This window comes from Parvibaculum indicum, from assembly GCF_011762095.1.
Classification (GTDB): Bacteria; Pseudomonadota; Alphaproteobacteria; order Parvibaculales; family Parvibaculaceae; genus Parvibaculum; species Parvibaculum indicum.
In genome coordinates this window covers 86,503-107,147 of sequence record NZ_JAASQO010000011.1, presented here as the reverse complement: position 1 = coordinate 107,147, position 20,645 = coordinate 86,503, and the positions used below count along the sequence as shown (strand labels likewise).

Genomic DNA, 20,645 nt, shown 5'->3' with positions numbered 1-20,645 from the left:
ATGGATGCTGCGCAGACATCGGAGGCGGAAGACACCGACTATCTCCCCGCGCTTGAGGCGGCGCTGCGCTATTTCGGCAAGCGCATGGACCGGGAGGCGCTGCTTGCCGGGCTTCCCCTGAAGAACGGATGCCTCGGCGCGGATCATGTTGTGGAAGCGGCCTCCCGCGCCGAAATCATCGCCGTCGCGGCGACGAAGCCCGCCGGCGACCTCACCCGCACCGAAATGCCCGCGCTCGCGGTTTCGGTCGTGGAGGGACCGGTTGCGCTCCTCATGCGCCGCGGCTCGGGCTTCATGGCGGCGCAGGGAGATGGCGAGCCCGTATGGGTGCCGGATCACGAACTCGAAGCGGGAACGGCGATCTGGCAGCTCCGCCCCGCCTTCTATTTCGACCAGCGCAGCAATCTGCTCGATATCGAGCCGGAGAAAGACTGGTTCAAGGGCGCTCTCCTGGCGAACCGGCGGCTCTATGGATTTGCCATCCTTGCGGGCCTCTTCGTCAATCTCGCGGCGATCGCCATTTCGCTTTTCACGATGTCGGTCTATGACCGCGTGATCCCGAACAATGCAACGGCGAGTCTCGCGGCACTCGCCATCGGTATCGGCGTGGTGGTGCTGGTCGACGTCTTCATGCGCATCGTTCGCGGTTATCTCGTGGACAGCGCGGGAAGGCGTTTCGATGTCTCGGTCGGCGCGCGGATTTTCCGCCAGCTCCTCGCCCTGCGCGGGACGGCGCGGCCGCAAAGCGCAGGCACGCTCGCAAACACGGTCCGCGAATTCGAAACGGTGCGCGACTTCTTCACCTCCGCGACGCTGGTCGGTCTCGGCGATCTTCCCTTCGTTGTCATATTCCTTGCCATCATCTGGTGGGTCGGCGGCATTCTCGTTCTCGTGCCGCTAGGCGGTATCGCGCTTGTCGTGGGCACGGGCCTTCTGCTTCAGAAACCGATCTCGCGGGCCGTCTCGCGCGCGCATCGCGAGGCCGCGCATAAATCGGCCTTTCTGCACGAAACCATGGCCGGGATCGACACGCTGAAAGCCGTGAACGCGCAGGCCTGGGCGCGCCGCCACTGGGAGGCGATGATCGCGCAGAACGCGGAAACCGCTATCGCCTCCCGACAATGGTCGAGCCTTTCAAGCTCCCTCACGGCGGGGACGGCGAGCTTCGTCACCATCTTCATCGTGGTGTTCGGCGCGCTCCTCGTCGGCGCGGGCGATATCACCTCCGGCGCGCTCATCGCCTCCGTCATTCTGTCGAGCCGTGCTGTCTCGCCCTTCGCGCAGGTGGCGAACCTGATGGCACGCTGGCAGCAGACGAAACTCGCCGTTTCGGGCCTCGACCGTTTCATGCAGGCCCCGGTGGAAGAAATGCCGGGCCAGATACAGAAGGTACAGGCGAAAGGCGCGCTCACCTTTCGGGAGGTACGCTTCTCCTATCCCTCGACGGCGGAAGACATCCCGCCCGTCACAGCGCTTGACGGTATCGACATTCATATCGAACCCGGTACCTCCGTCGCCATTCTGGGCCGGGTCGGCTCCGGCAAGAGCACCGCGCTTCGCCTGGCTCTCAATCTCAACGCACCGGATGGGGGGCATGTGCTGCTGGACGGGGTGGATGTTCGCCAGATCCACCCGGCCGCGCTTCGCACGGCCATCGGCTATGCGGGACAGGAGGCGGTGCTTTTTCACGGCACGATCCGCGACAACATTCTTGCCGCTCATCCGGGTCTCGATGACGAACGCCTCCTCGAAGTCGTCCACGCAGCGGGCCTCGACGCGCTTTTGTCGCGCTCCGTCCTCGGCGTGCAAACGCAGGTGGGCGAGGGCGGTGCAAGGCTTTCGGGAGGGGAGCGTCAGGCAGTGTCCCTTGCAAGGGCGATTGCCGGGCGTCCGCCCGTGCTTTTGCTCGACGAACCGACTTCGGCGATGGACAACACCACCGAACAACGCGTGATCGCCGGGCTGGCGCGGGAACGCGCGGGGCTTACCACCGTCATCGTCACGCACAAGCCGGCGCTGCTTCCTCTCGTCTCGCGCGTGGTCGTGCTGGACCGCGGTCGCGTCGCGATGGACGGCCCGCGCGACAAGGTGCTCGCGGCATTGACGGGCAAGGAGCCGCGCGGTGCGCTCAATGTGGTCACGGGAGGCGTGAAGGAATGAACACGCGCATCCTCATGAATGCCGGCCCCGCCATTCTCGATCCCGTCCGGGGGCCGGAGCGCGGCGTGATCGTTCTGCTTTCGCTCGTCTCGGGCATTCTTTTCTTTCTGATCGTCTGGTCGGCCTTCGCCCATATCGACGTGACGGCGAAAGGCGAAGGGTCCGTCGTGCCGTCGAGCCACATCCAGGTCGTGCAGAATCTGGAAGGCGGCATATTGCGCAAGGTGCTGGTGCGTGAGGGCGATCGTGTGAACAAGGGCGATGTCGTCGCACAGATTGACAATACCGGCGCGCTCTCTTCCTACCGTGAAGATCTCAGCACCTATCGCGCATTGCAGGCGACGACGGCGCGCCTCTCCGCCGAGGCATCGGGCAAACCGCTGGATTTTCCCGCCGACCTCGGCGCTTCGGATGAAGGCCCGGCGCTGATAGCCGCCGAGACGGCGCTCTATGAGAGCCGCGCGCGCGGCCTTTCCGATGCCGTCGCCGTTTTCGGGCGTCAGGAGGAGCAGGCCCGCCAGACGATTTCCGAGGCGAAGGAACGGATCGGCCATCTGGAAGACAAGCGCCGCTCGCTCGCCGCCGAACACGGTCTCGTTTCGCGCCAGGTGCGCGACGGGCTCATGTCCGTGGTCGAAAAGCTGAAGCTGGAGCGCATGCTCGCCGAAACCGACGAGGCGCTCTCCATGGCACGCGCCGATATACGGGCCTCGGAAATAGAACTGGATGAACTCGCTTCCCGGATCGACGAGCGTCGGTCGACCTTTGTCAGCGACACACGTCAGGAACTGAGCAAATCCAGCGCGGAGCTGGCCGCTCTCTCCGCGCGTCTCGTCGCCCACCGGGATCGTATCGGCCGTCGCGAGGTGCGCGCGCCCGCGAACGGCATCGTGAAGCGTGTTGCGACCTTGACGGAGGGGGCGGTCATCGAGCCGGGCGGCACGATCATGGAGATCGTGCCTCTCGACGATACGCTCTTCATCGAAGCACGCATGAAACCTTCGGACATAGCCTTCGTGCATCCGGGGCAGGAGGCCAAGGTCCGGATCACCGCCTATGATTTCTCGATATACGGGGCGCTGCCCGGCGTCGTGGAGCGCGTCGGCGCGGATACGCTGGTGACCCAGGAAGGCGCGCATTACTTCCCCGTGACCGTCAGTGTCGACCATGCGGCCCTGGAAGGCCGTCAGGCGAACCTGCCCATCATTCCGGGCATGATCTCGGAAGTGAGCGTCATAACAGGCGACAGGACGGTGCTCGACTATCTGCTGAAACCGGTCCTCAAGCTGAAGGACGGGTCGCTGACGGAACGCTGAAAACTTAGAAGCGTTCTTACCCGAGGCACACCCGGATGGGCCGCAAGAAGGCTCAAATTGCCGCTAATCGGCGGTTTTCCGGGCCTGCGGCGCGGACTGTATCCATCGACCTGAACATCCATTTCACCGCTCCGAAAGCGGCCTGCCCATGGCCTTGCACGAGCGGATCCCCTACATTGAAGATGCTATTGCAAATGACTCGCAGTAACGATACAAGATCGGCAATTGCGAAGTCGTCGGGGATTGGGCCGATTTCCGGATTCCGGGATCCACGCGAATAGTGCAGGGGCTGATGGACAAGACTGAAGGAGCAGGACCGGTGGACCGGCAAGACCGGATGGCAACGCCCGTCATCCGCTCCGAAACCCTGCTTTCGGCGCGCAAGGAAGCCGTGATCGAACATCGCGGCGAGCGCTATCTCTTGCGTGAAACATCCAAGGGCAAACTCATCCTGACCAAATAAGGAACCGGCGCCTTCCGTGTTCCGGATGGCGCTTCATCAATCGACAGTATCTCGTCCGAGCCAGCCACTGCCGGTCGCCTCATGCGACAGATGTGCTTAGCCAGCCAGGACCTTTCCACCAGTGAAGGGGGCAATCCATGTCTGGCAGCAGTCCGGCAGAATTTCTGAAGAAACTTGCAGCAAGCACAGCGCTTTGCAGCGTCGCGGCGATGGGGCTCGCCGCGCCCGCCATGGCGGAGGACGCCATCACCGCGCCGATCACCGTGACGGCGACGGGCAGCGGCATCACGGCCTATGAATATCCGGGCATGGTGACGGTCATCGACAAGGAAGAGATCGACCTCAAACAGGCCTCCACGCCGGACGACATTCTGCGCGACGTACCGGGCGTGATGTTCACCGGCGGCCCGCGCCGCACCGGCGAAGTGCCGTCCATTCGCGGCTTCTCAGGCGCCGATGTGGTGATCCTGATCGACGGCGTGCGCCAGAACTTCAGTTCCGGACATGACGGCCGCTTCTTCATCGATCCCTCCGTGGTGAACAGCGCCGAAGTGCTGCGCGGTCCGTCGTCGTCGCTCTATGGCAGCGGCGGCATGGGCGGCGTGATCGAATTCCGGACAATCGATCCTCTGGAGGCGCTCGCCACGGGTGAGACGCAAACCACGGTCGGCCTAGGGGGACAGACTGCCAACCGGGAATATCATGCCACGGCAACCGCCATTTCGCGTCCTCTGGACGGTCTGGGCGTTGTCGGTAGCCTGACGAAGCGTGAGTCCGGTTCCATCGAACTCGGCAGCGGCTCGGAACTCGAATCGGATGACGACATCCTGTCCGGCTTTCTCAAGGGCTCATACGACGCGGGCGGCGGGCACAAGTTCACGGCAAGTTTCCTGCGTTTCGACAATGACGCCATCGAGCCGAATAACGGCCAGGCTCCCGGTAACGACTATGTCGACAAGAATCTCGTCTCGGATACGTATCGCCTGGGATACGACTTCAATCCGGCCAGTACCTGGGTGGACCTGAAGTCGATCGCTTACTATCAGAGCTTCACGGCCGACGAATTGCGTCTCGACAATAATGGCGTGGGCCCCGCGGGCGAGCTGCTGAAGCGCGATGTCGACACTTACGGATTCCGTATCGACAATCGCAGCCGCTTCTCTCTCACCGAGGATATCTTCACGACACTGACAATCGGTGCTGAAGGATACCGCGACGAGCAGGAAGGCGCCGCGGGTGGCGGCACGCGCGGCGGTGTGCCCGATGCGGAAGACAGCTTCATCGGCGGGTTCGTGCAGGCCGAGTTCAACTGGGCAAAACCTTTCGGTGTGCTGCCGGGCGACCTCTATGTCATCCCGGGCCTTCGCTATGACGCCTTCGAGAGCGAATCCTCTCAGGCAGGCGTGGACAATCAGGACAGCGCCTGGTCGCCGCGCATCGGCGGGAGCTACATGCCCGTCAAATGGCTGAACCTCTTCGGCAGTTATTCGGAGGCTTTCCGGGCGCCGACGATGGATGAGCTCTACAGCTCGGGTGTGCACTTTGCGTTCGCTCCGGGAGATCTTGGCCCGGGGTCGGCCGGCCATACCAACCGTTTTACGCCGAACCCGAATCTGAAAGCCCAGAAGACAGACACGTTTGAATTCGGCGCGGGTATCAATTTCGACGATTTGTTCGAGCCGAACGACAGCCTTCAGGTGAAGGCGTCCCGTTATTTCACCCAGGGAGAGAACTTCATCGACCTGCAGGTGAACCAGCCTGCGCCTTATGCGGATTGCAGTCCCTTCGTGCCGGGCGCTTGCGATGGCACCACGAGCAGCGTCAACATTGCCGATGCCGAGCTTGACGGTGTCGAAGCCGAAGCCCATTACGAAAATGACCGTATTCGCGTGAAGGTCGGCTTCTCCAATGTCGATGGCAGAAACAAGGCGACAGGTGAAAAGCTCGGTGTGCTGACGCCGGCTATGGGCACACTCGACGCGGCGATCAAGCTGCCCGAAACCCACTCGATAATCGGGTGGCGCGTAATGGCGGCCGACAATTTCGACAAAGTTGACAGCGCGGCGGATGAACGGGACGGTTATGTCGTGCATGGCGTCTATTTCGCCTGGACGGCAAGCGAAGGTCCGTTGGACGGCTTCCGTCTCGACCTCGGTGTCGACAATATTTTCGACAAGGCTTATGCGCGTGCTTACGCGTCCTCTTACGAAACGGGCCGCAACTTCAAGGGCGGTATCCGTTACACGGTGAACTGGTAAGGAGAAAAGCGATGTCCATGAACGTTGCAGGTGAGGACGGCGCGAGAAGCCCGGCGGAAATCGCCCGGCGTCTGGCGGCCCTCAAGGAGAACTCGCCCAATATGCGTGCGCGCGATGCGGCGACGACCCTGGGGGTCTCAGAAGCTGAACTTCTGGCCGCCCGGCTGGGAGACGGCGTGACCCGCCTCGATCTTCGCCCGAAACAGCTGGTGGAAGATCTGGCCGGCGTGGGCGACGTGATGTGCCTCACCCGCAACGAACATTGCGTACATGAGCGCAAGGGAACCTTCGAAGGCATTCATCTGTCGGAGAAGGGGGGCGTCGTACTCGGCCCCGATATCGACCTGCGGATCTTCTTCGCGCATTGGCATGTCGCTTTTGCCGTGAGCGAAGAGGTCCGCTCGGGGCTTCGTCACTCGATCCAGATTTTCGACACGGACGGAACCGCGACGCACAAGGTCTATGCGGTGGAGGCGACCGATATGGACGCCTTCAACGCATTGATCGAAAAATATCGCGCGGACGAGCAGTCGCCCGACCTGGCGCTGCGTCCGACCGAACCGAAAGCGGCGGATCTTCCCGACGAGGAAATCGACCGTGACGGATTGCTGGAACGCTGGGGCGCCCTGAAGGACACGCATGACTTCTTCCCCATGCTCAAGGCATTGAAGAGTGGCCGCCTTCAGGCGCTGAGGCTGGCAGAAGGGACATGGACCGAACGCGCACCGGTCGATGCCTTCAAGACGGGACTGGAAAAGGCCGCGGCGGCGAAACTGCCGATCATGGTCTTCGTGCCCAATCCCGGCGTCATCCAGATCCATACCGGTCCGGTGGAAAGCCTGAAGGAGATGGGCCCCTGGTTCAACGTACTCGATCCCCGTTTCAACCTGCATCTGCGCATGGACGCGATTGCGGAAAGCTGGGTCGTGACCAAGCCCACCGAGGACGGGCCGGTCACGGCGCTCGAAATCTTCGACGCGGACGGCAACCAGATCGCCTGGATGTTCGGCGAGCGCAAACCCGGCAAACCGGAACTCGAAGAATGGCGCGAACTCGCCCTGTCGCTCTCCGGTAATGCTGCGAGGGCATCATGAGGGCGGGGCGTCTTTCCTTCGATGCGAGGTTGGCCGGCACGGCTATCCTGACCGCGGTGCTGGCGAGCCTTCTGGCCTTTCAGGCGGCCCGGGCCGCCGAACCGGAGCGTATCCTGTCGCTGGGCGGCGCGGTAACTGAAACGGTCGCCGCGCTCGGCGCCGCGGACAAGCTGGTGGCGGTCGATCTGACGAGCAAGCCGCTGCCCGCGGGCAAGGATCTGCCAAGCGTCGGCTATTACAGACAATTGTCGGCGGAGCCCATCATTGCGATGACCCCCGATCTCATTCTGGCGGCGGACGGCGCGGGGCCGGACACGGCGCTCGAGCAGATCCGAAGCACGGGCGTGAAAGTCGTCCATGTGCCCGAAACCCATTCCGCGGAAGGCGTGGTGGACAAGGTCCGCGTCGTTGCCGGGGCGCTGGGCCGCGAAGAGCGCGGCGATGAGCTTATCGGGAAGATGGAGGCGGATTTCGGTCAGCTCGACAAGGCGCTCGAAGGTATCGACCGACCGCGCGTCATGCTTCTCCTCTCCGCCGGTCGCGGCGCACCCATGGCGGCCGGCCGCGAAACGGCGGGCGACGCCATTGTCGCCATGTCGGGCGGTGAGAACGTGATGACCACATACACAGGCTACAAGCCCGTATCGCCGGAGGCGGTGGTGCAGGCCGCGCCCGATTTCATCATTCTGCCGAGCCATGTCGCCGAGGCGATGGGCGGTGCGGAGGGGCTGGTCTCCATGCCGGGCTTTGCGGAAACGCCGGCGGTGAAGAACGGGCATGTGCTGACCATGGATTCCCTCCTGCTCCTGGGATTCGGCCCGCGCACGCCGGAGGCGGCCGCGAAACTGGCCGCCCTTCTCCATCCGGACCGGGATATTCCCGAACTTTCGCCCCTGATGGAGCACTGAGGCATGGCACTCGCGGCGGCAGCGCATATCGGAGACTGGCTGGAGGGGAGGAAACGGCGACAACGCTTCTCTCTCATCCTCTGTACGGTGCTGCTCGTCGCGACATTTCTCATCGCGGCGGGACAGGGGGCGGTTCCTCTCGGACCGCTCAAGATCGTCACCATCCTGCTCCATGCGGTCGGGCTGCCGGGGCTCGTCGATGTCACGCCGACGGAAGCGAGCGTCTTTCTGGCGATCCGCCTGCCGCGCGCCATCCTTACCGTGCTGAGCGGTGCGGCGCTGGCCATGTCCGGCGCCGCCCTTCAAGGCCTCTTCCGCAACCCGCTGGCCGATCCCGGTCTGATCGGCGTGTCCAGCGGCGCGGCCATAGGCGTCATCGGCGTGATCCTCTTTGCCTCGGCACTCGGCGCCGTGTTGCCGCATTTTCTCATGGCCTGGCTCGTGCCGATTGCTGCCTTTGCCGGCGCTGCGGTGACGGTTCTGCTCGTATACAGGATCGGGGCCGTGGGTGGACGGATCAATGTGGTGACGATGCTCCTCGCAGGCATCGCCATTAATGCGATGGCGGGTGCGGCCATCGGACTTTCCGTTTTCGTCGCCAGCGACGAGCAGCTGCGCGACCTTAATTTCTGGATGTTGGGGAGCCTCGCCTCGGCAACATGGGAGGCCGTGCTGTTCGCCGCGCCCTGCGTCATCGCGCCGACCCTCGTCTTCCTCGTTCTCGCGCGCAGCCTCAATGCGCTGCTGCTCGGCGAAGCCGAAGCGAAGCATCTGGGCTTCGATGTCGAACGTGCCAAACGGTTCATCCTGGTCTGCGCCGCGCTCGCCACGGGCGGTACCGTCGCCTTTACGGGGATCATTGCCTTTGTGGGTCTCGTCGTGCCGCACATGATCCGGCTGACGCTCGGCCCCGATAATCGCCAGCTCCTGCCGCTTGCCGCGCTGTGCGGCGCGTCGCTGCTGCTGGTGGCAGACCTTGCCGCCCGGCTTGTCGTCCTGCCGGCTGAACTTCCCATCGGCGTCATTACCAGCGCCATCGGTGGCCCCTTCTTCATCTGGCTCTTGCTGCGCCAGCAGGGCAGGGGAGGACTCTGATGCTGGAAGCTCGTGACCTGTCGGTGAGGCGGGGCGGCAAGACCATTCTCGACGATGTGTCGATCGCCATGCGTCCGGGCGAGTTCCTGGCCGTGATCGGACCGAACGGCGCGGGTAAATCTACATTGATCTCCGCGCTCGCCGGCACGCTGTCGCCCGACCGGGGCGAGGTCCTGCTCGACGATGTGCCGATTGCCGCGCATGACGCCACGGCTCTCGCGCGCCGCCGCGCCGTCCTGCCGCAGCAATCGGAACTGACATTCGGTTTCGACGTGATGGATGTCGTGCTGATGGGGCGGAGCCCCCATTTCGGCATCACGGACAGGGAAGAAGACGCCCATATCGCGCATGAGGCCCTGATAGCCGCCGGGATCGAGCATCTGCGCGACCGGCAATATACGACGCTCTCCGGCGGCGAGAGGCAGCGCGTGCAGCTTGCCCGGGTGCTGGCGCAGATCTGGTCGGCCCAGGGCGGCGGGCAAACCCGTTATCTGTTGTTGGACGAGCCGACGAACAATCTAGATCTCACGCATCAACACCACATTCTTGCCCGCGCCAAGACCATGAATGCGGAGGGGACGTCGGTCTTCGCCATTTTACACGAGCCCAACCTCGCGGCTTTTTACGCCGATCGCGTCGCGATCCTGGACCGGGGGCGTCTCGTCGCGGAGGGAAAGCCGCATGAGGTGCTGACGGAAGCCAGGCTCAGCTCGCTTTACGGCATCGATCTGCGCGTGGTCGAGCATCCCGAGCGCGGCTGTCCGCAAATCTTCGTGGCCTGACGTATCAGGGTTTACGGGTGCGTAGTTCTATGACGGCGGCCCGGTAGGACTCGCCTTGCTGCACAACGGTCTTGCCGGTCATCCGCTCCCCCTTGGCGCCGTATTTCCGGAATACGATGGCCGGCTGCTCGCGCTCGGGCAGCATGGTCTGGAAATGGATGTCGGTTTCGATCTCCCCGGACGGCCAGCCGTAAACGTTCACCCGCGCGGAAAAGCGTCCGTTCTTCACGAGCATGTAGCTTCTCTTGCGGATGCGTGGCGTCTCGACCGAATAGGTTGCGAAGATGAGCCACGTTCCGTCCGGGGCCGATGTTTCACCGCCGATGACGAGATCGTCGCCGTCGATGGCGCTATAGCCGCTCAGCGTGACGGGAACGCCGGGCTTTTCGGCATGGGCGGGAGAGGAAAATATCGCAAGGGCCGCGATCAGCACGGCCGCGGCGCGGCCCGTCATTCTTGTCATGCGTCGCTCCTTCCCCTCGTCGCCAGTATGGCGCTGGGAGAGGAGCGATGGAAGGGATCGAGCGGACGGACCCCGCAAAAGGGGGAGAGGGGGGATCCGTCCGCTCATGCCCCGCGAGGGAGCGGAGCAATTCAGATATCGGGTTCGGCACCCGGCACCGTTTCCATTCCGGGCTTCCAGCCGCCGAATTTCTCGCGCCATTGCTGGAAAGTGTGGAAGAGAAGCGGGATGAGAAGCATGCCGAAGCTCGACGCGAAGAGCATGCCGAAGAGAACCGGCACGCCGACCGCCACCATGGCGCCCGCGCCGGGCCCGGATGCGGTGGCAAGCGGCACAAGCCCCATGATGAAAGCGAAGCTCGTCATCATCACCGGGCGGAATCGCATCTCTGCGCCATGCGTGGTCGCATGGTCGAGATCGGCGCCGGACGATCGCTGCTCCAGCGCGAAGGTGTTGACGAGAATGGCGTTCTTCGCCGCCAGCGCCACCAGCACCACGATGCCGATCTGGGCGTAGAGATCGAAGCTGAGCCCGGCGATCCAGATGCCGAACATGGCACCGAGGACTGCGACCACCACCGACGACAGCACGGCGGCAGGAACCACCCAGCTTTCGTAAAGGGCGACGAGGAAGAGATAGGCGAAAACGAAGGCGAGACCCAACACCAGGCCCGTCTGGCCGGCTGCTTCCTGCTGCTGCTTGGCAAGGCCCGTCCATTCATAGGCATAGCCGGAAGGCAGCGTCTCGGGGCTGATCTCCTCCATTGCATTCATGGCTTCGCCGAGACCGTATCCCGGTGCTGCGGAGCCGTTCAGTGAGACCGCGCGGTAGTTGTTGTAGCGCGTGATCTGACGCGGACCGGAATCGAGATGCGCCGTGGCGAAACTCGATATCGGCACCATCTGGCCCTCGCCGTTGCGTACCTGGATGGCGTAGATGTCGTCGATCCGAGACCGGTATTCCTTTGCGGCCTGCAGATAGACCGTCCAGGTGCGGCCGAACAGGTTGAAGTCGTTGACGTAGTACCCGCCCAGCTGCGACTGCAGTTCGGTGAAGACATCGCTGATGGTGATGCCGAGGGTTTGCGCCTTGTCGCGGTCGATATCGAGGCGCACCTGCGGTGTGGAGGCGTCATATGTGGAGAAGAGCGCCCCGATCTTGGGCTGCTGGTTGCCGGCGACCATGAGAGCACGGGAGACGGCGGCCATGTCCGTCGGAGCCTGACCCTGGAGCGCTTCCAGAATGTACTCGAAGCCGCCGGCCCGGCCCAGGCCGTTGATGGCCGGCGGGTTCAGCGGGATGAAATTCGCGCCGGGAATGGCCATGAGTTGCGGCGTCAGGCGGCGGAGAACGGCCGGCGCATAGAGATCGGCCGAGCGGCGTTCCGCATAATCCTTCAGCTTGACGAACATGACGCCGGCATTGGGTGCGGAACCGCCGCCCAGAATGTCGATCCCCGCCACGCGCACCACATTGTCGACCGCTTCGTCCTTGCGGATAACCTCAACGGCCTTGTCGCCGATGGCTATGGTGCGGTTGAGCGATGCGCCTGCCGGAAGCTGATAGATGGCGATGACATAACCCTTGTCCTCGTCGGGCACGAAACCGGCCGGTGTGTAGCGGATGGCCAGGAAGGCGACGATCGCGACCACGACCACGGCGCCGAGCGAGGCGATCGCCACGCGGACGAAACGGCCGATAAAGGCGGCGTATTTTCCCGCGGCATTGTGGATGAAAGAGGAGATCGGACGCATGAAGCCCGCCGGTTCGCCGGGCCGCAGGAACATCGCGCAGAGCGCAGGCGTGAGCGTCAGCGCATTGATGCCCGAGATCACCATGGCGGCTGAAATCGCGACGGCGAACTGACGGAAGAGCACACCCGACGAGCCCGGCAGCACGGCCACAGGGACGAACACGGCAAGCAGCACAAGCGTGATCGCAATGATGGAGCCGGCAATTTCGCCCATCGCCTTGTGCGCCGCCTGGGAGGGCGTGAGGTCCGGTTCCTCCTCCATTACGCGCTCGACATTTTCCACCACGATGATCGCATCGTCGACGACGATGCCGATGGCGAGCACCAGTGCAAGCAGCGAAATCGTATTCGCCGAATATCCGAAGACGAGAAGAACGGTAAAGGCGCCGATGATCGCGACGGGCACTGCGAGCAGCGGGATGACGGTGGGGCGGAACCGGCCCAGAAAGACGAAGACCACAATGGCGACAAGCGCAAAGGCTTCCAGAAGCGTCTCGGCGACCTTGGCGATCATCTCGTTCACGAAGTCGGCGCCGTCGATCATTTTCGTGTAGCCGAGGCCTTCCGGGAAGCGCTGGGCAAGTTCTTCCAGCCGCGCCTGCACGGCCTCGGCCGTCGTCACGGCATTGGCGCCGGGCGCCAGATTGACGGCGAGCGCCGCCGAGGGCTTGCCGTCGAGGGTTGCGTTCTCGCCGAAAGACTTGGAGCTGAGTTCGACGCGCGCGACGTCCTTGAGCCTGACGAACGAACCGTCGGGCTCGGCCCGGACGACGATATTGCCGAATTCCTCCGCCGTCTTGAGGCGTCCCTTGGTCCGCACCGTCAACTGAAGCGACTGGTCGTCGAAAAGCGGCGCGGCGCCCAGCGTACCCGCGGGCGCCTGGACGTTCTGGTTCTGGATTGCCCTGATGAGATCCCGGTTGGTGAGCCCCAGATTGGCGAGCAATTGCGGATTGTCGATCCATATACGCATCGAATAATCGGCGGCGCCGAAAATCTGCGCATTGCCCACGCCGTCGACGCGCTTCAGCTCGTTCAGCACGTTCAGCGTCAGATAGTTGGACAGGAACAGCCGGTCGAACTTGTCGTCGGTCGTATAGAAACCATAGAGCTGCAGGATGTCGCCGGACTGCTTCCTGACGGTGACGCCGGTCCGCTGCACATCTTCCGGAAGGCTCGCTTCCGCCTGTGCGGCGCGCGTCTGGGTATTCATGGTCGCAAGGTCGGGATCGGTTCCGACAGCGAAGGAAACGGTAAGCGAGTAGGAACCGTCCGCGTTGGAGGCCGACTTCATGTAGATCATGTTGTCGACGCCGTTGATCGCATCTTCCACCGGCTGGGCGACGCTCTCTTCCACCACTTGCGCATCGGCGCCGGGATAGCTCGCGCTGACGGAAACGGTGGGCGGGGCGATGTCGGGATATTGCGAGACGGGCAATACCTGCAGCGAGAGAATGCCCGCCAGCGTCACCACGATGGAAATCACCATGGCAAGGCGCGGACGCCTGATGAAGAGGTCGTAGATCACTGCTGCGCCTCCGCCTCATTGGCTTCATGGGCGGAGACCGTCATGCCGGGCTGCACCTTCTGCTGGCCGACCGTGATCACCCGGTCGCCTTCGGCAAGACCCTTGACCACAACGATGTCCTTGCCGGTCTGCTCGCCCGTTTCGATCCTGCGGATTTCGGCCTTGCTGTCCTTGTCGACCACCAGCACATAGGCGCCCTGCTGGTCGATCTGCAACGAGGCTTGCGGCACGGTGATGCGCGGCTCGCCTTTGCGGCTCTCGATGACGACCGTCACGAGCTGCTGATCGACGAGGAGCAGATCGGGATTGGGGAAGGCGGCGCGCACCGTGATGGTGTTGGTGGATTCATTTGCGCTGGGCTCGGTATAGAGAATGGTGCCCTCAGGCCCGTACGCCGAACCGTCCGGCAGCAGGAGCTTTACCGTGACATTCTCTTTCTTCGCGCCGCCCTTCACCATCTCCGTATAGAGGCGCGAGGGAACGGGCCAGGTGACGTCGATCGGATCCTGCGCGACGAGAAGCGCCAGCGATCCGGAAGAGGGGCTGATATAGGCACCCTTGGAAAAGGAGGCCTTGCCGATGCGGCCGTCTATGGGCGCCTTGATGTCCGTATAGTCGAGATTGAGCTGGGCAAGCGAGACGGCGGCCTCCTGCGCCTGAACGGCGGCTTTCGCCTTTTGCAGATTGGCCGTCGCATCGTCGAGCTGCGATTGCGCCACCGCCTTGCGGGCCACGAGTTTGCGCGCGCGCTCGTAACTCGTCGTGGCGAGCCGTGCTTCCGCCTTGGCGCTGGCAAGGTTGGCTTCGGCTTCTTTCAGGTCGGCCTGATAGCGATCCTTCTCGATCACGAAGAGCAGATCGCCCTGCTTGACCCGGTTGCCCTCTTCATACTGAAGCGGGCCGAGATAGCCTTCCACGCGGGCGCGAATATCGACTTTTTCGGTTGCTTCGATTCGGCCATTGAATTTTTGCTGGTTCCGCACACTGTGTTGTTGCACCGAGACGACCTCGACGGCGGGCGGACCACCGCCCGGCATCTGCTGGGAAAGCGCGGGTGACGCGACGGCAACCCCTACGGCGCAGAGGATGAGTGCAGCGGTGGGGAAGTGACGCATATAGTTTTCCTTGGCTCAGGGCGCTGCTTGGGCGGACCGAATTCCGCCTCAATGCAGAACGGCGGACAGGCGCGCCCGCAGGCTGGAAGCCGCAGAAACTGGGGGTGCGGCGAATGGCCGGTTAGAGAGGGCTTTTGCCTGTCCTCAATTCGGCCTAAAAATGCTTGCAAGAAAGCTTTCTTGCAAGTGAAATTTAAGTGAGATGAGAAGGAGTGCAAGAGGGGGCGTGAAAGAAAAAAAAGAAGATACGGAAACCCTGCTGGGGCAGCAGGCCTTGAACTGGCCCGAAGTCGACACGCCGGCGCACAGGCTGGTGATCCGGCTTTTGAGGCTGCAAGGCCTGATGCGGCAGGCTGCCAATACCCAGATTCGCAAGTTCGACCTTTCCGGCGTCGAGGTCGACGCGCTGGTGACATTGCGCAAGATGTCCCCGGACGAGCCAATTCGGCCGTCCGTTTTGTCTCGTCACCTTCTGGTCACGTCGGGCGGCATGACGCGGGCCCTCAAATCCCTTTCGGAAAAAGGGTTGATCCAGCTCATGCCGGATGTCGAGGACAAGCGAAGCAAGAACATCCGTCTGACGGAAAAAGGCAAGGCAATGAGCGAGGACCTGATCCACGCGGTCCTGGAGAGTCAGGGCAAGCTGTGGGAGCAGGCCGGTGCGGGCGAAAAGCAGATCAGGAAGCTGGACGACGCATTGAGGTCCATGCTGTCCAAAATGGAATCTTCGGATGGGTGACGATTTCATCGGTTCCGGATCAATTTCCCGCCCCATAACGGCACATTCCGCATGAGCGGGCGAAGGCCTGCATGATAGACCTGTCGCGATAGAGGAACCAGGGCGACGGGAGCGGCTTGACAGGTGCAAGACACAAAACCCAAAACGATCCGCCAGCGGAAGAAATCCGGACGTGTGAAGCCGAAGTTGATCGGTATCGTTGCGCTGGCTGCGGTCGCGGTGGTCGGTGCGGCGGCGTTCGTTGGATACAATTCGGCCGACGACCGGCAGGTGCCCGGCCGTGGCAACGCTTTCGCGATGACGGCGGCGGCGGGAAAAGGGCAGCAGGCACGGTCCGCGCCAACCGCAACCGTCTATGGCTTTCGCTCCGCTGAATTCGGCGATGACGAGAAGGCGATCCGGGCTGCAATCGAGAAAGATTTCGGGATCGGCAAGGACGGGATCGCCGTGCGGGACAACCTCGCCACCGGCACAAGAGCGCTTGTGGTCCGCACCGAAAACCTGATGCCGGATACCGGCGCGGCCCGGATCGGCTACATTATCGGCTATAAGTCCAAAGGGCTCACCCAGGTGAATATCGTCTGGGGAACGCCCGTTTCCGGCGAGACGACCGGCGTGCAGGTCGCCCGAACCGCGGTGATGCTGAAATCCTATTTCTCGAAACTCGGCTTCGATCCCGAGCGGAAGGTGGCCGACCGCCGTCTGCGCAATGGCGGCGTTCTGGTGTTCCGCGCGTCCGACGCGGAGAACCGCCTGGTGCAAGTCGTCTATCGAGAAGCGGATATCAAAAACCGCCCGGGCGCAGACGATGGCAAGAAGGGCGATGCCGGATCGGCTGCGGGAAGCGGGGAAGACGAAACCGGCGAACCGGCAATGATCGGCAATGGCGCCGGCAAACAGGGCGGAGGGAAGAAGGCATATATTCTGCGGCTTTCATACGTTCTCGACCCGCAGAGCCCGGATGTCATGCGCATCGAAAAGGGTGCGTTCTGAACCGCGGCGCCGTTCTTCTATCTCATGCTTCGCCGCTGACATCCTGTACCTGAAGTTCGTATAGCGTCTTGTAAAGGCCGCCGAGCGCCATGAGGTCTTCATGGCTGCCGATCTCGCGCACTTCGCCATGCGTCAGCACGACAATCTTGTCGGCCTCCCGGATCGTCTGCAGGCGATGCGCGATAATGATGGAGGTACGCCCGCGCGTGAGTTCGCGCAATGCATCCTGAATGACGATTTCGGTTTCCGTGTCGATGCTGGCGGTTGCTTCGTCGAGGATCAGGATTTCGGGGTTCATCGCCAGGACGCGCGCGAAAGCCAGAAGCTGACGCTGTCCATGGCTGAGATTGCGCCCGCGCTCCGTTAGTACCGTGTCATAGCCTTGCGGCAATGCGCGAATGAAGGGATCGGCATGGACCATACGCGCCGCGCGCTCCGCTGCGTCCCGCGTAATGGCCGGATTTCCGAGCGCGATATTCTCGTAGACGCTACCGGAGAAGATGTGGAAATCCTGCAATACGACGCCGATCCGCGTGCGAATTTCGGCGGGCAGAACCTGCATGATGTCGACCCCGTCGATCAGGATCGATCCCGGGGGCACGTCGTAGAAACGGCAGAGAAGCCGGATGAGGCTCGTCTTGCCGGAGCCCGTGGGACCGACGATCGCAACCTTTTCGCCCGGCTCGATGGTGAAGCTGACATTGCGCAGGATCGTATTGCCCGGCGAATATCCGAAAGTGAGGCGATCGAAGGTGACGCGCCCTTCGAGCTTTTCCGGCAGAGGTATCGGCCGGGCGGGCTCGGCCAGCGCCTCGTCCCAGTCCAGCGCCTGAAAGATACGCTCCGAACTTGCCATGGCCCGGAAGAGTACGTTCCATTGTTCGCCCATGGCGACGATGGGACGGAACATCATGTCGGCAAATTGCGCGAAGAGGACGACGCTGCCCAGCGTGGCCGCGCCGCCCAGCACGTGATGGCCGCCGAACCAGACGATCATCGACATGGCGAGAAAGGCCATGCTGTCCATGGTGGGGCCGTAGAAGCTCTCGATCAGGATGGCGCGGTTTTCCTGCGCCCGGTTGTCGCGGTTGATGGACGTATAGTGATCGTAGTTGAGCCGCTCGCGCCCGTAGAGCTGTACGACTTCGATACCGGAAAGGTTTTCCTGAAGGTTTTCGTTGAGGCGCGAGAGCGAGCTGCGGATCGCCCGGTAGACCCGTCGCGACGCAACCCGGAAGATATAGGTGGCGATGGCGGCAATGGGCAGCAGTACCATCAATTCGCCGGTGAGTACCGGATCGAGCGCGAGCATGACCGTGACGGCGACGAAGAAGGGCACGAATTCGCCCAGAAGCACGCCGAACCCCGCCAGCAATTCGAAAAGGGTTTCGATGTCGTTGGTCAGGCGGGTCATCACCCGTCCCACGGCGACGCGGTCGTAGAAGCTCGAGGGTAGCCGCTCCAGATGCGCGAAAAGATCGCGCCGAAGGTCGCGCAGCGCGTGGAGCACGGTACGCGCCAGCATGATCCGGAAGCCATGGCTGAACGCCGCCCAGCAGACCGTCCACAAGGCAAAGAGCAGGCAGGCGGTTATGAGCGGGTGCAGGGAGAGCGATGAAGCGAGGAATCCGTTCAACGCCTTCTGGCCGAAATCGGGGGCGACCGTGCCGGATTCCGGCAGCAGGATACCGTCCACCACGACACGGCTGATGACGACGGGCGCCAGCACCGCAGCGCTTGCCGACAGCAGCACCAGCCCGATAGCGATGAAGCCTTGCCTCTTATAGGGCTTCATCCAGCTGAAAAGCCGTCCCAGCAGCGCGAAGTCGACACCGGTCGTTTCGATGTCGTCTTCGAAAACGGAATAGTCGCGCTTCGGCTTTTCCTGTTCCGGCGTCATCCGCTCGGCCGTACTCATGCCGGTTCCTCCCCTTCCTGACGACCCAGATCGTCTTCCAGCGAGGCGCGTTGCCCCTGCGCGCGTTCGAGCGCGGCATAAAGACCGTTGCGGGCCAGAAGTTCGCTATGCGTGCCGGTCTCCGCGACCATCCTCCAGCACGACGATCCGGTCCGCATGCCGCGCGGTGGAAACGCGGTGCGACACCATCAGCGTGGTGCGGCCCTTTCTGAGCGTCTTCAGGCGGGACAGGATGAACTCTTCCGTCTCGGTATCCACCGAGGAGAAGCAATCGTCGAGCAGCAGTACCGGCGTTTCGCGGATCAGGCCGCGGGCCAGGCTCGCGCGTTGCTTTTGTCCGCCGGACAGCGTGACGCCGCGCTCGCCGACCATGGTTTCGAGCCGCTCGGGGAACCGCTTGATCGTGGTTTCGAGGTCCGCCGCCTCTGCCGCGCCCCATACCGCTTCCGCCTCGCGCGAGGGATTGTCGTAGGAAATGTTCTGCTGCAGATGCGCGGCGAAGAGGAACGGGTCCTGCGGCACAAGCGCGATCTGGCTGCGCAACTGGGTCAGCGGCAACATGCGGATATCGCGCCCGTCGAGGTAGATCGTGCCGGGCGGCGGGTCGAGCAGACGAACGAGACAGCGCAGCAGGGTGGACTTGCCCGATCCCACGCGTCCCAGTATCGCGATCATCTCGCCCGCCTCGATGTCGAGAGAGACATCGTTGAGCGCGGGCCAGCCCTCCGGCGCTTCGCTCGAAGACGAGGGGTGCCGGTAGGAAAGCCCCTTGACGGTGAGGCTTCCCCCGATCCGGTCGAGCGGTGCCGCATCGGGCTCGTCGCGGATTTCCGGGCGATGGTCGAGCACCTCGAAAATCCGGGCGGCCGCCGATCCGCCGCGCTGGAAGAGCGTGACCATGATGCCGCCTTCCTTGATCGGCGCCAGCATCATGGCGAGGTAGAAGATGAAGGCGGTGAAGGTGCCGATGCTGATGCCGCCCGAGGTGACCAGATAGCCGCCATAGCCGACCACGGCCAGCGTGGTGAAGCCGGTGGCGATAAGCATGGTCGAGGTGAGCGCGGAGTTGAGGAACATCAACCGGTAGTAATCCCGCGCATAGGCATCCGACGTCTTCTCGAAACGGTCGATCTCGCGGTCTTCCTGGGCGTGGGTCTGGATGGTGCGGATGCCGTTCAGATTCTCCTGCACCTGGGCGGAGAGGATGGAGAAGCCTTCCTGGACCAGCATGGACTGATTGAAGATCCGCCGCGCGATCAACCAGCCCGCTATGCCGAAAACGGGCAGCGCCGGCACCATCAGCAGCGTCAGCATGGCCGACTGGTGGAACATGAAGGCAAAGGCGATGATCCCGGAAAAACCCAGCACGAAGAGAAGCCGGGTGCCGAGCCCCACCATCTGCCGAATGAGGGTGATGTCGTTGATGGCCCGAGCCATCAGGTCGCCCGTGGTGAAACGCGAGAAGAAGCGCGGTCCCTGAAGTTCCAGATGCCAGTAAAGCCGCTGGCGCAGCTCATAGGCGACCTCGACCCCGACCTCCCGCACGAAACGCCGTCCGAAGCTGAACGCGATATAGCGAAGCACCATCAGCCCCAATATCGCGAGCGCGGGCAGGGCGAGGGCATAGCTCCCCGCCGCGATCCGGTCGATCCCCTCCTTCAGGAAGAGCGGCATGAAGGCTTCGAGAAGCCGGCCCGTATTGATAAGGGACATGCCGCCCCAGAAGCGCCATTTGTGGCGCTGCACAAAGGGGATAAGCCGCCGGAGAGGGTGCGTGCCCGGTGCCGTTTCTTCCGGCGCCGGCGCGGCCGCTTTTTCGGGGTCTTTGGATGTCGCGGATAAGGCCATGAATACGGACCGGGTTCGGCTGGGAAGGCACGGAAAACCCCGCCCCCGGTCGGCACCGGGGCCCCGGCAGAAGCCGGGAAGACGGGAAACGGTCCGCCTGCCGGAAGGTGCCTCCTCCTCCCTTCCCGCAGCGTCGGCCTCACTCTAGGGGGGCTTTGTGTGATTCGGAAGATAGGGGCGCATCGGACGCAGGCCGGGGGAAAGCCGATATT

At 63.1% G+C, this 20,645-nt stretch carries 16 protein-coding genes; 10 read left to right on the top strand and 6 right to left on the bottom strand.

Features of this window, described 5'->3' with window-relative positions:
- The 8 genes from FHS78_RS14180 to FHS78_RS14145 all read left to right on the top strand — a co-directional run bounded on the left by FHS78_RS14180 (position 1) and on the right by FHS78_RS14145 (position 10,076).
- On the top strand, positions 1-2,160 hold the full coding sequence (locus tag FHS78_RS14180) for a type I secretion system permease/ATPase (RefSeq protein ID WP_167095026.1): 2,160 nt from the start codon (positions 1-3) through the stop codon (positions 2,158-2,160).
- Positions 2,157-3,476 carry an HlyD family type I secretion periplasmic adaptor subunit gene (locus tag FHS78_RS14175; protein ID WP_167095025.1) on the top strand — a complete coding sequence of 440 codons (1,320 nt, stop codon included), beginning with the start codon at positions 2,157-2,159 and terminating at the stop codon, positions 3,474-3,476. The genes FHS78_RS14180 and FHS78_RS14175 overlap by 4 nt, the downstream gene beginning before the upstream one ends.
- 292 nt (positions 3,477-3,768) lie before the next feature.
- A complete protein-coding gene (gene hemP, locus FHS78_RS14170; RefSeq protein ID WP_167095024.1) occupies positions 3,769-3,939 on the top strand; it encodes a hemin uptake protein HemP in 171 nt (56 codons plus the stop codon).
- Positions 3,940-4,076: 137 nt separating this feature from the next.
- A complete protein-coding gene (locus FHS78_RS14165) occupies positions 4,077-6,197 on the top strand; it encodes a TonB-dependent receptor domain-containing protein (RefSeq protein WP_167095023.1) in 2,121 nt (706 codons plus the stop codon).
- 11 nt (positions 6,198-6,208) lie between these two features.
- The gene (locus tag FHS78_RS14160) at positions 6,209-7,291 is read left to right on the top strand and encodes a hemin-degrading factor (protein WP_246220516.1); all 1,083 of its coding nucleotides are present in this window, start codon (positions 6,209-6,211) and stop codon (positions 7,289-7,291) included.
- Positions 7,288-8,199: a heme/hemin ABC transporter substrate-binding protein gene (locus tag FHS78_RS14155; protein ID WP_167095022.1), complete on the top strand. Its 912-nt coding sequence runs from the start codon at positions 7,288-7,290 to the stop codon at positions 8,197-8,199. The genes FHS78_RS14160 and FHS78_RS14155 overlap by 4 nt, the downstream gene beginning before the upstream one ends.
- A 3-nt stretch (positions 8,200-8,202) precedes the next feature.
- Positions 8,203-9,294 (top strand): FecCD family ABC transporter permease, encoded by a 1,092-nt coding sequence (locus FHS78_RS14150; protein ID WP_167095021.1) that lies wholly within the window; start codon positions 8,203-8,205, stop codon positions 9,292-9,294.
- Entirely contained in the window at positions 9,294-10,076 is a 783-nt protein-coding gene (locus FHS78_RS14145; RefSeq protein ID WP_167095020.1) for a heme ABC transporter ATP-binding protein, read from the top strand. The genes FHS78_RS14150 and FHS78_RS14145 overlap by 1 nt, the downstream gene beginning before the upstream one ends.
- A 4-nt stretch (positions 10,077-10,080) precedes the next feature.
- Here the strand turns inward: FHS78_RS14145 and FHS78_RS14140 are convergent, their stop codons facing one another.
- From FHS78_RS14140 to FHS78_RS14130, 3 genes are all read right to left on the bottom strand, one after another.
- The gene (locus FHS78_RS14140) at positions 10,081-10,539 is read right to left on the bottom strand and encodes a hypothetical protein (protein WP_167095019.1); all 459 of its coding nucleotides are present in this window, start codon (positions 10,537-10,539) and stop codon (positions 10,081-10,083) included.
- Positions 10,540-10,670: 131 nt separating this feature from the next.
- Positions 10,671-13,820 carry an efflux RND transporter permease subunit gene (locus FHS78_RS14135; protein WP_167095018.1) on the bottom strand — a complete coding sequence of 1,050 codons (3,150 nt, stop codon included), beginning with the start codon at positions 13,818-13,820 and terminating at the stop codon, positions 10,671-10,673.
- Positions 13,817-14,935: an efflux RND transporter periplasmic adaptor subunit gene (locus FHS78_RS14130; RefSeq protein WP_167095017.1), complete on the bottom strand. Its 1,119-nt coding sequence runs from the start codon at positions 14,933-14,935 to the stop codon at positions 13,817-13,819. The genes FHS78_RS14135 and FHS78_RS14130 overlap by 4 nt, the downstream gene beginning before the upstream one ends.
- A 226-nt stretch (positions 14,936-15,161) precedes the next feature.
- Here FHS78_RS14130 and FHS78_RS19445 point away from each other — a divergent pair, with 226 nt between their 5' ends.
- Together FHS78_RS19445 and FHS78_RS14120 are read left to right on the top strand one after the other, a co-directional pair.
- Entirely contained in the window at positions 15,162-15,674 is a 513-nt protein-coding gene (locus tag FHS78_RS19445; RefSeq protein WP_167095016.1) for a MarR family transcriptional regulator, read from the top strand.
- A gap of 123 nt (positions 15,675-15,797) precedes the next feature.
- Entirely contained in the window at positions 15,798-16,667 is an 870-nt protein-coding gene (locus FHS78_RS14120; protein ID WP_167095015.1) for a hypothetical protein, read from the top strand.
- Between the two features lie 22 nt (positions 16,668-16,689).
- Here FHS78_RS14120 and FHS78_RS14115 read toward each other — a convergent pair whose 3' ends face one another.
- From FHS78_RS14115 to FHS78_RS14110, 3 genes are read right to left on the bottom strand one after another with little or no spacing between them, the layout of a single operon-like run.
- On the bottom strand, positions 16,690-18,585 hold the full coding sequence (locus FHS78_RS14115; RefSeq protein WP_246220515.1) for an ABC transporter ATP-binding protein: 1,896 nt from the start codon (positions 18,583-18,585) through the stop codon (positions 16,690-16,692).
- Complete coding sequence (locus FHS78_RS19610; RefSeq protein WP_281356674.1) at positions 18,582-18,716, bottom strand: hypothetical protein; 135 nt, start codon at positions 18,714-18,716, stop codon at positions 18,582-18,584. Before FHS78_RS19610 ends, FHS78_RS14115 begins: the two co-directional genes overlap by 4 nt.
- Positions 18,691-20,298, bottom strand: a complete 1,608-nt coding sequence (locus FHS78_RS14110) for an ABC transporter ATP-binding protein (protein WP_167095014.1) — start codon at positions 20,296-20,298, stop codon at positions 18,691-18,693. Before FHS78_RS14110 ends, FHS78_RS19610 begins: the two co-directional genes overlap by 26 nt.
- Positions 20,299-20,645 lie beyond the last annotated feature (347 nt).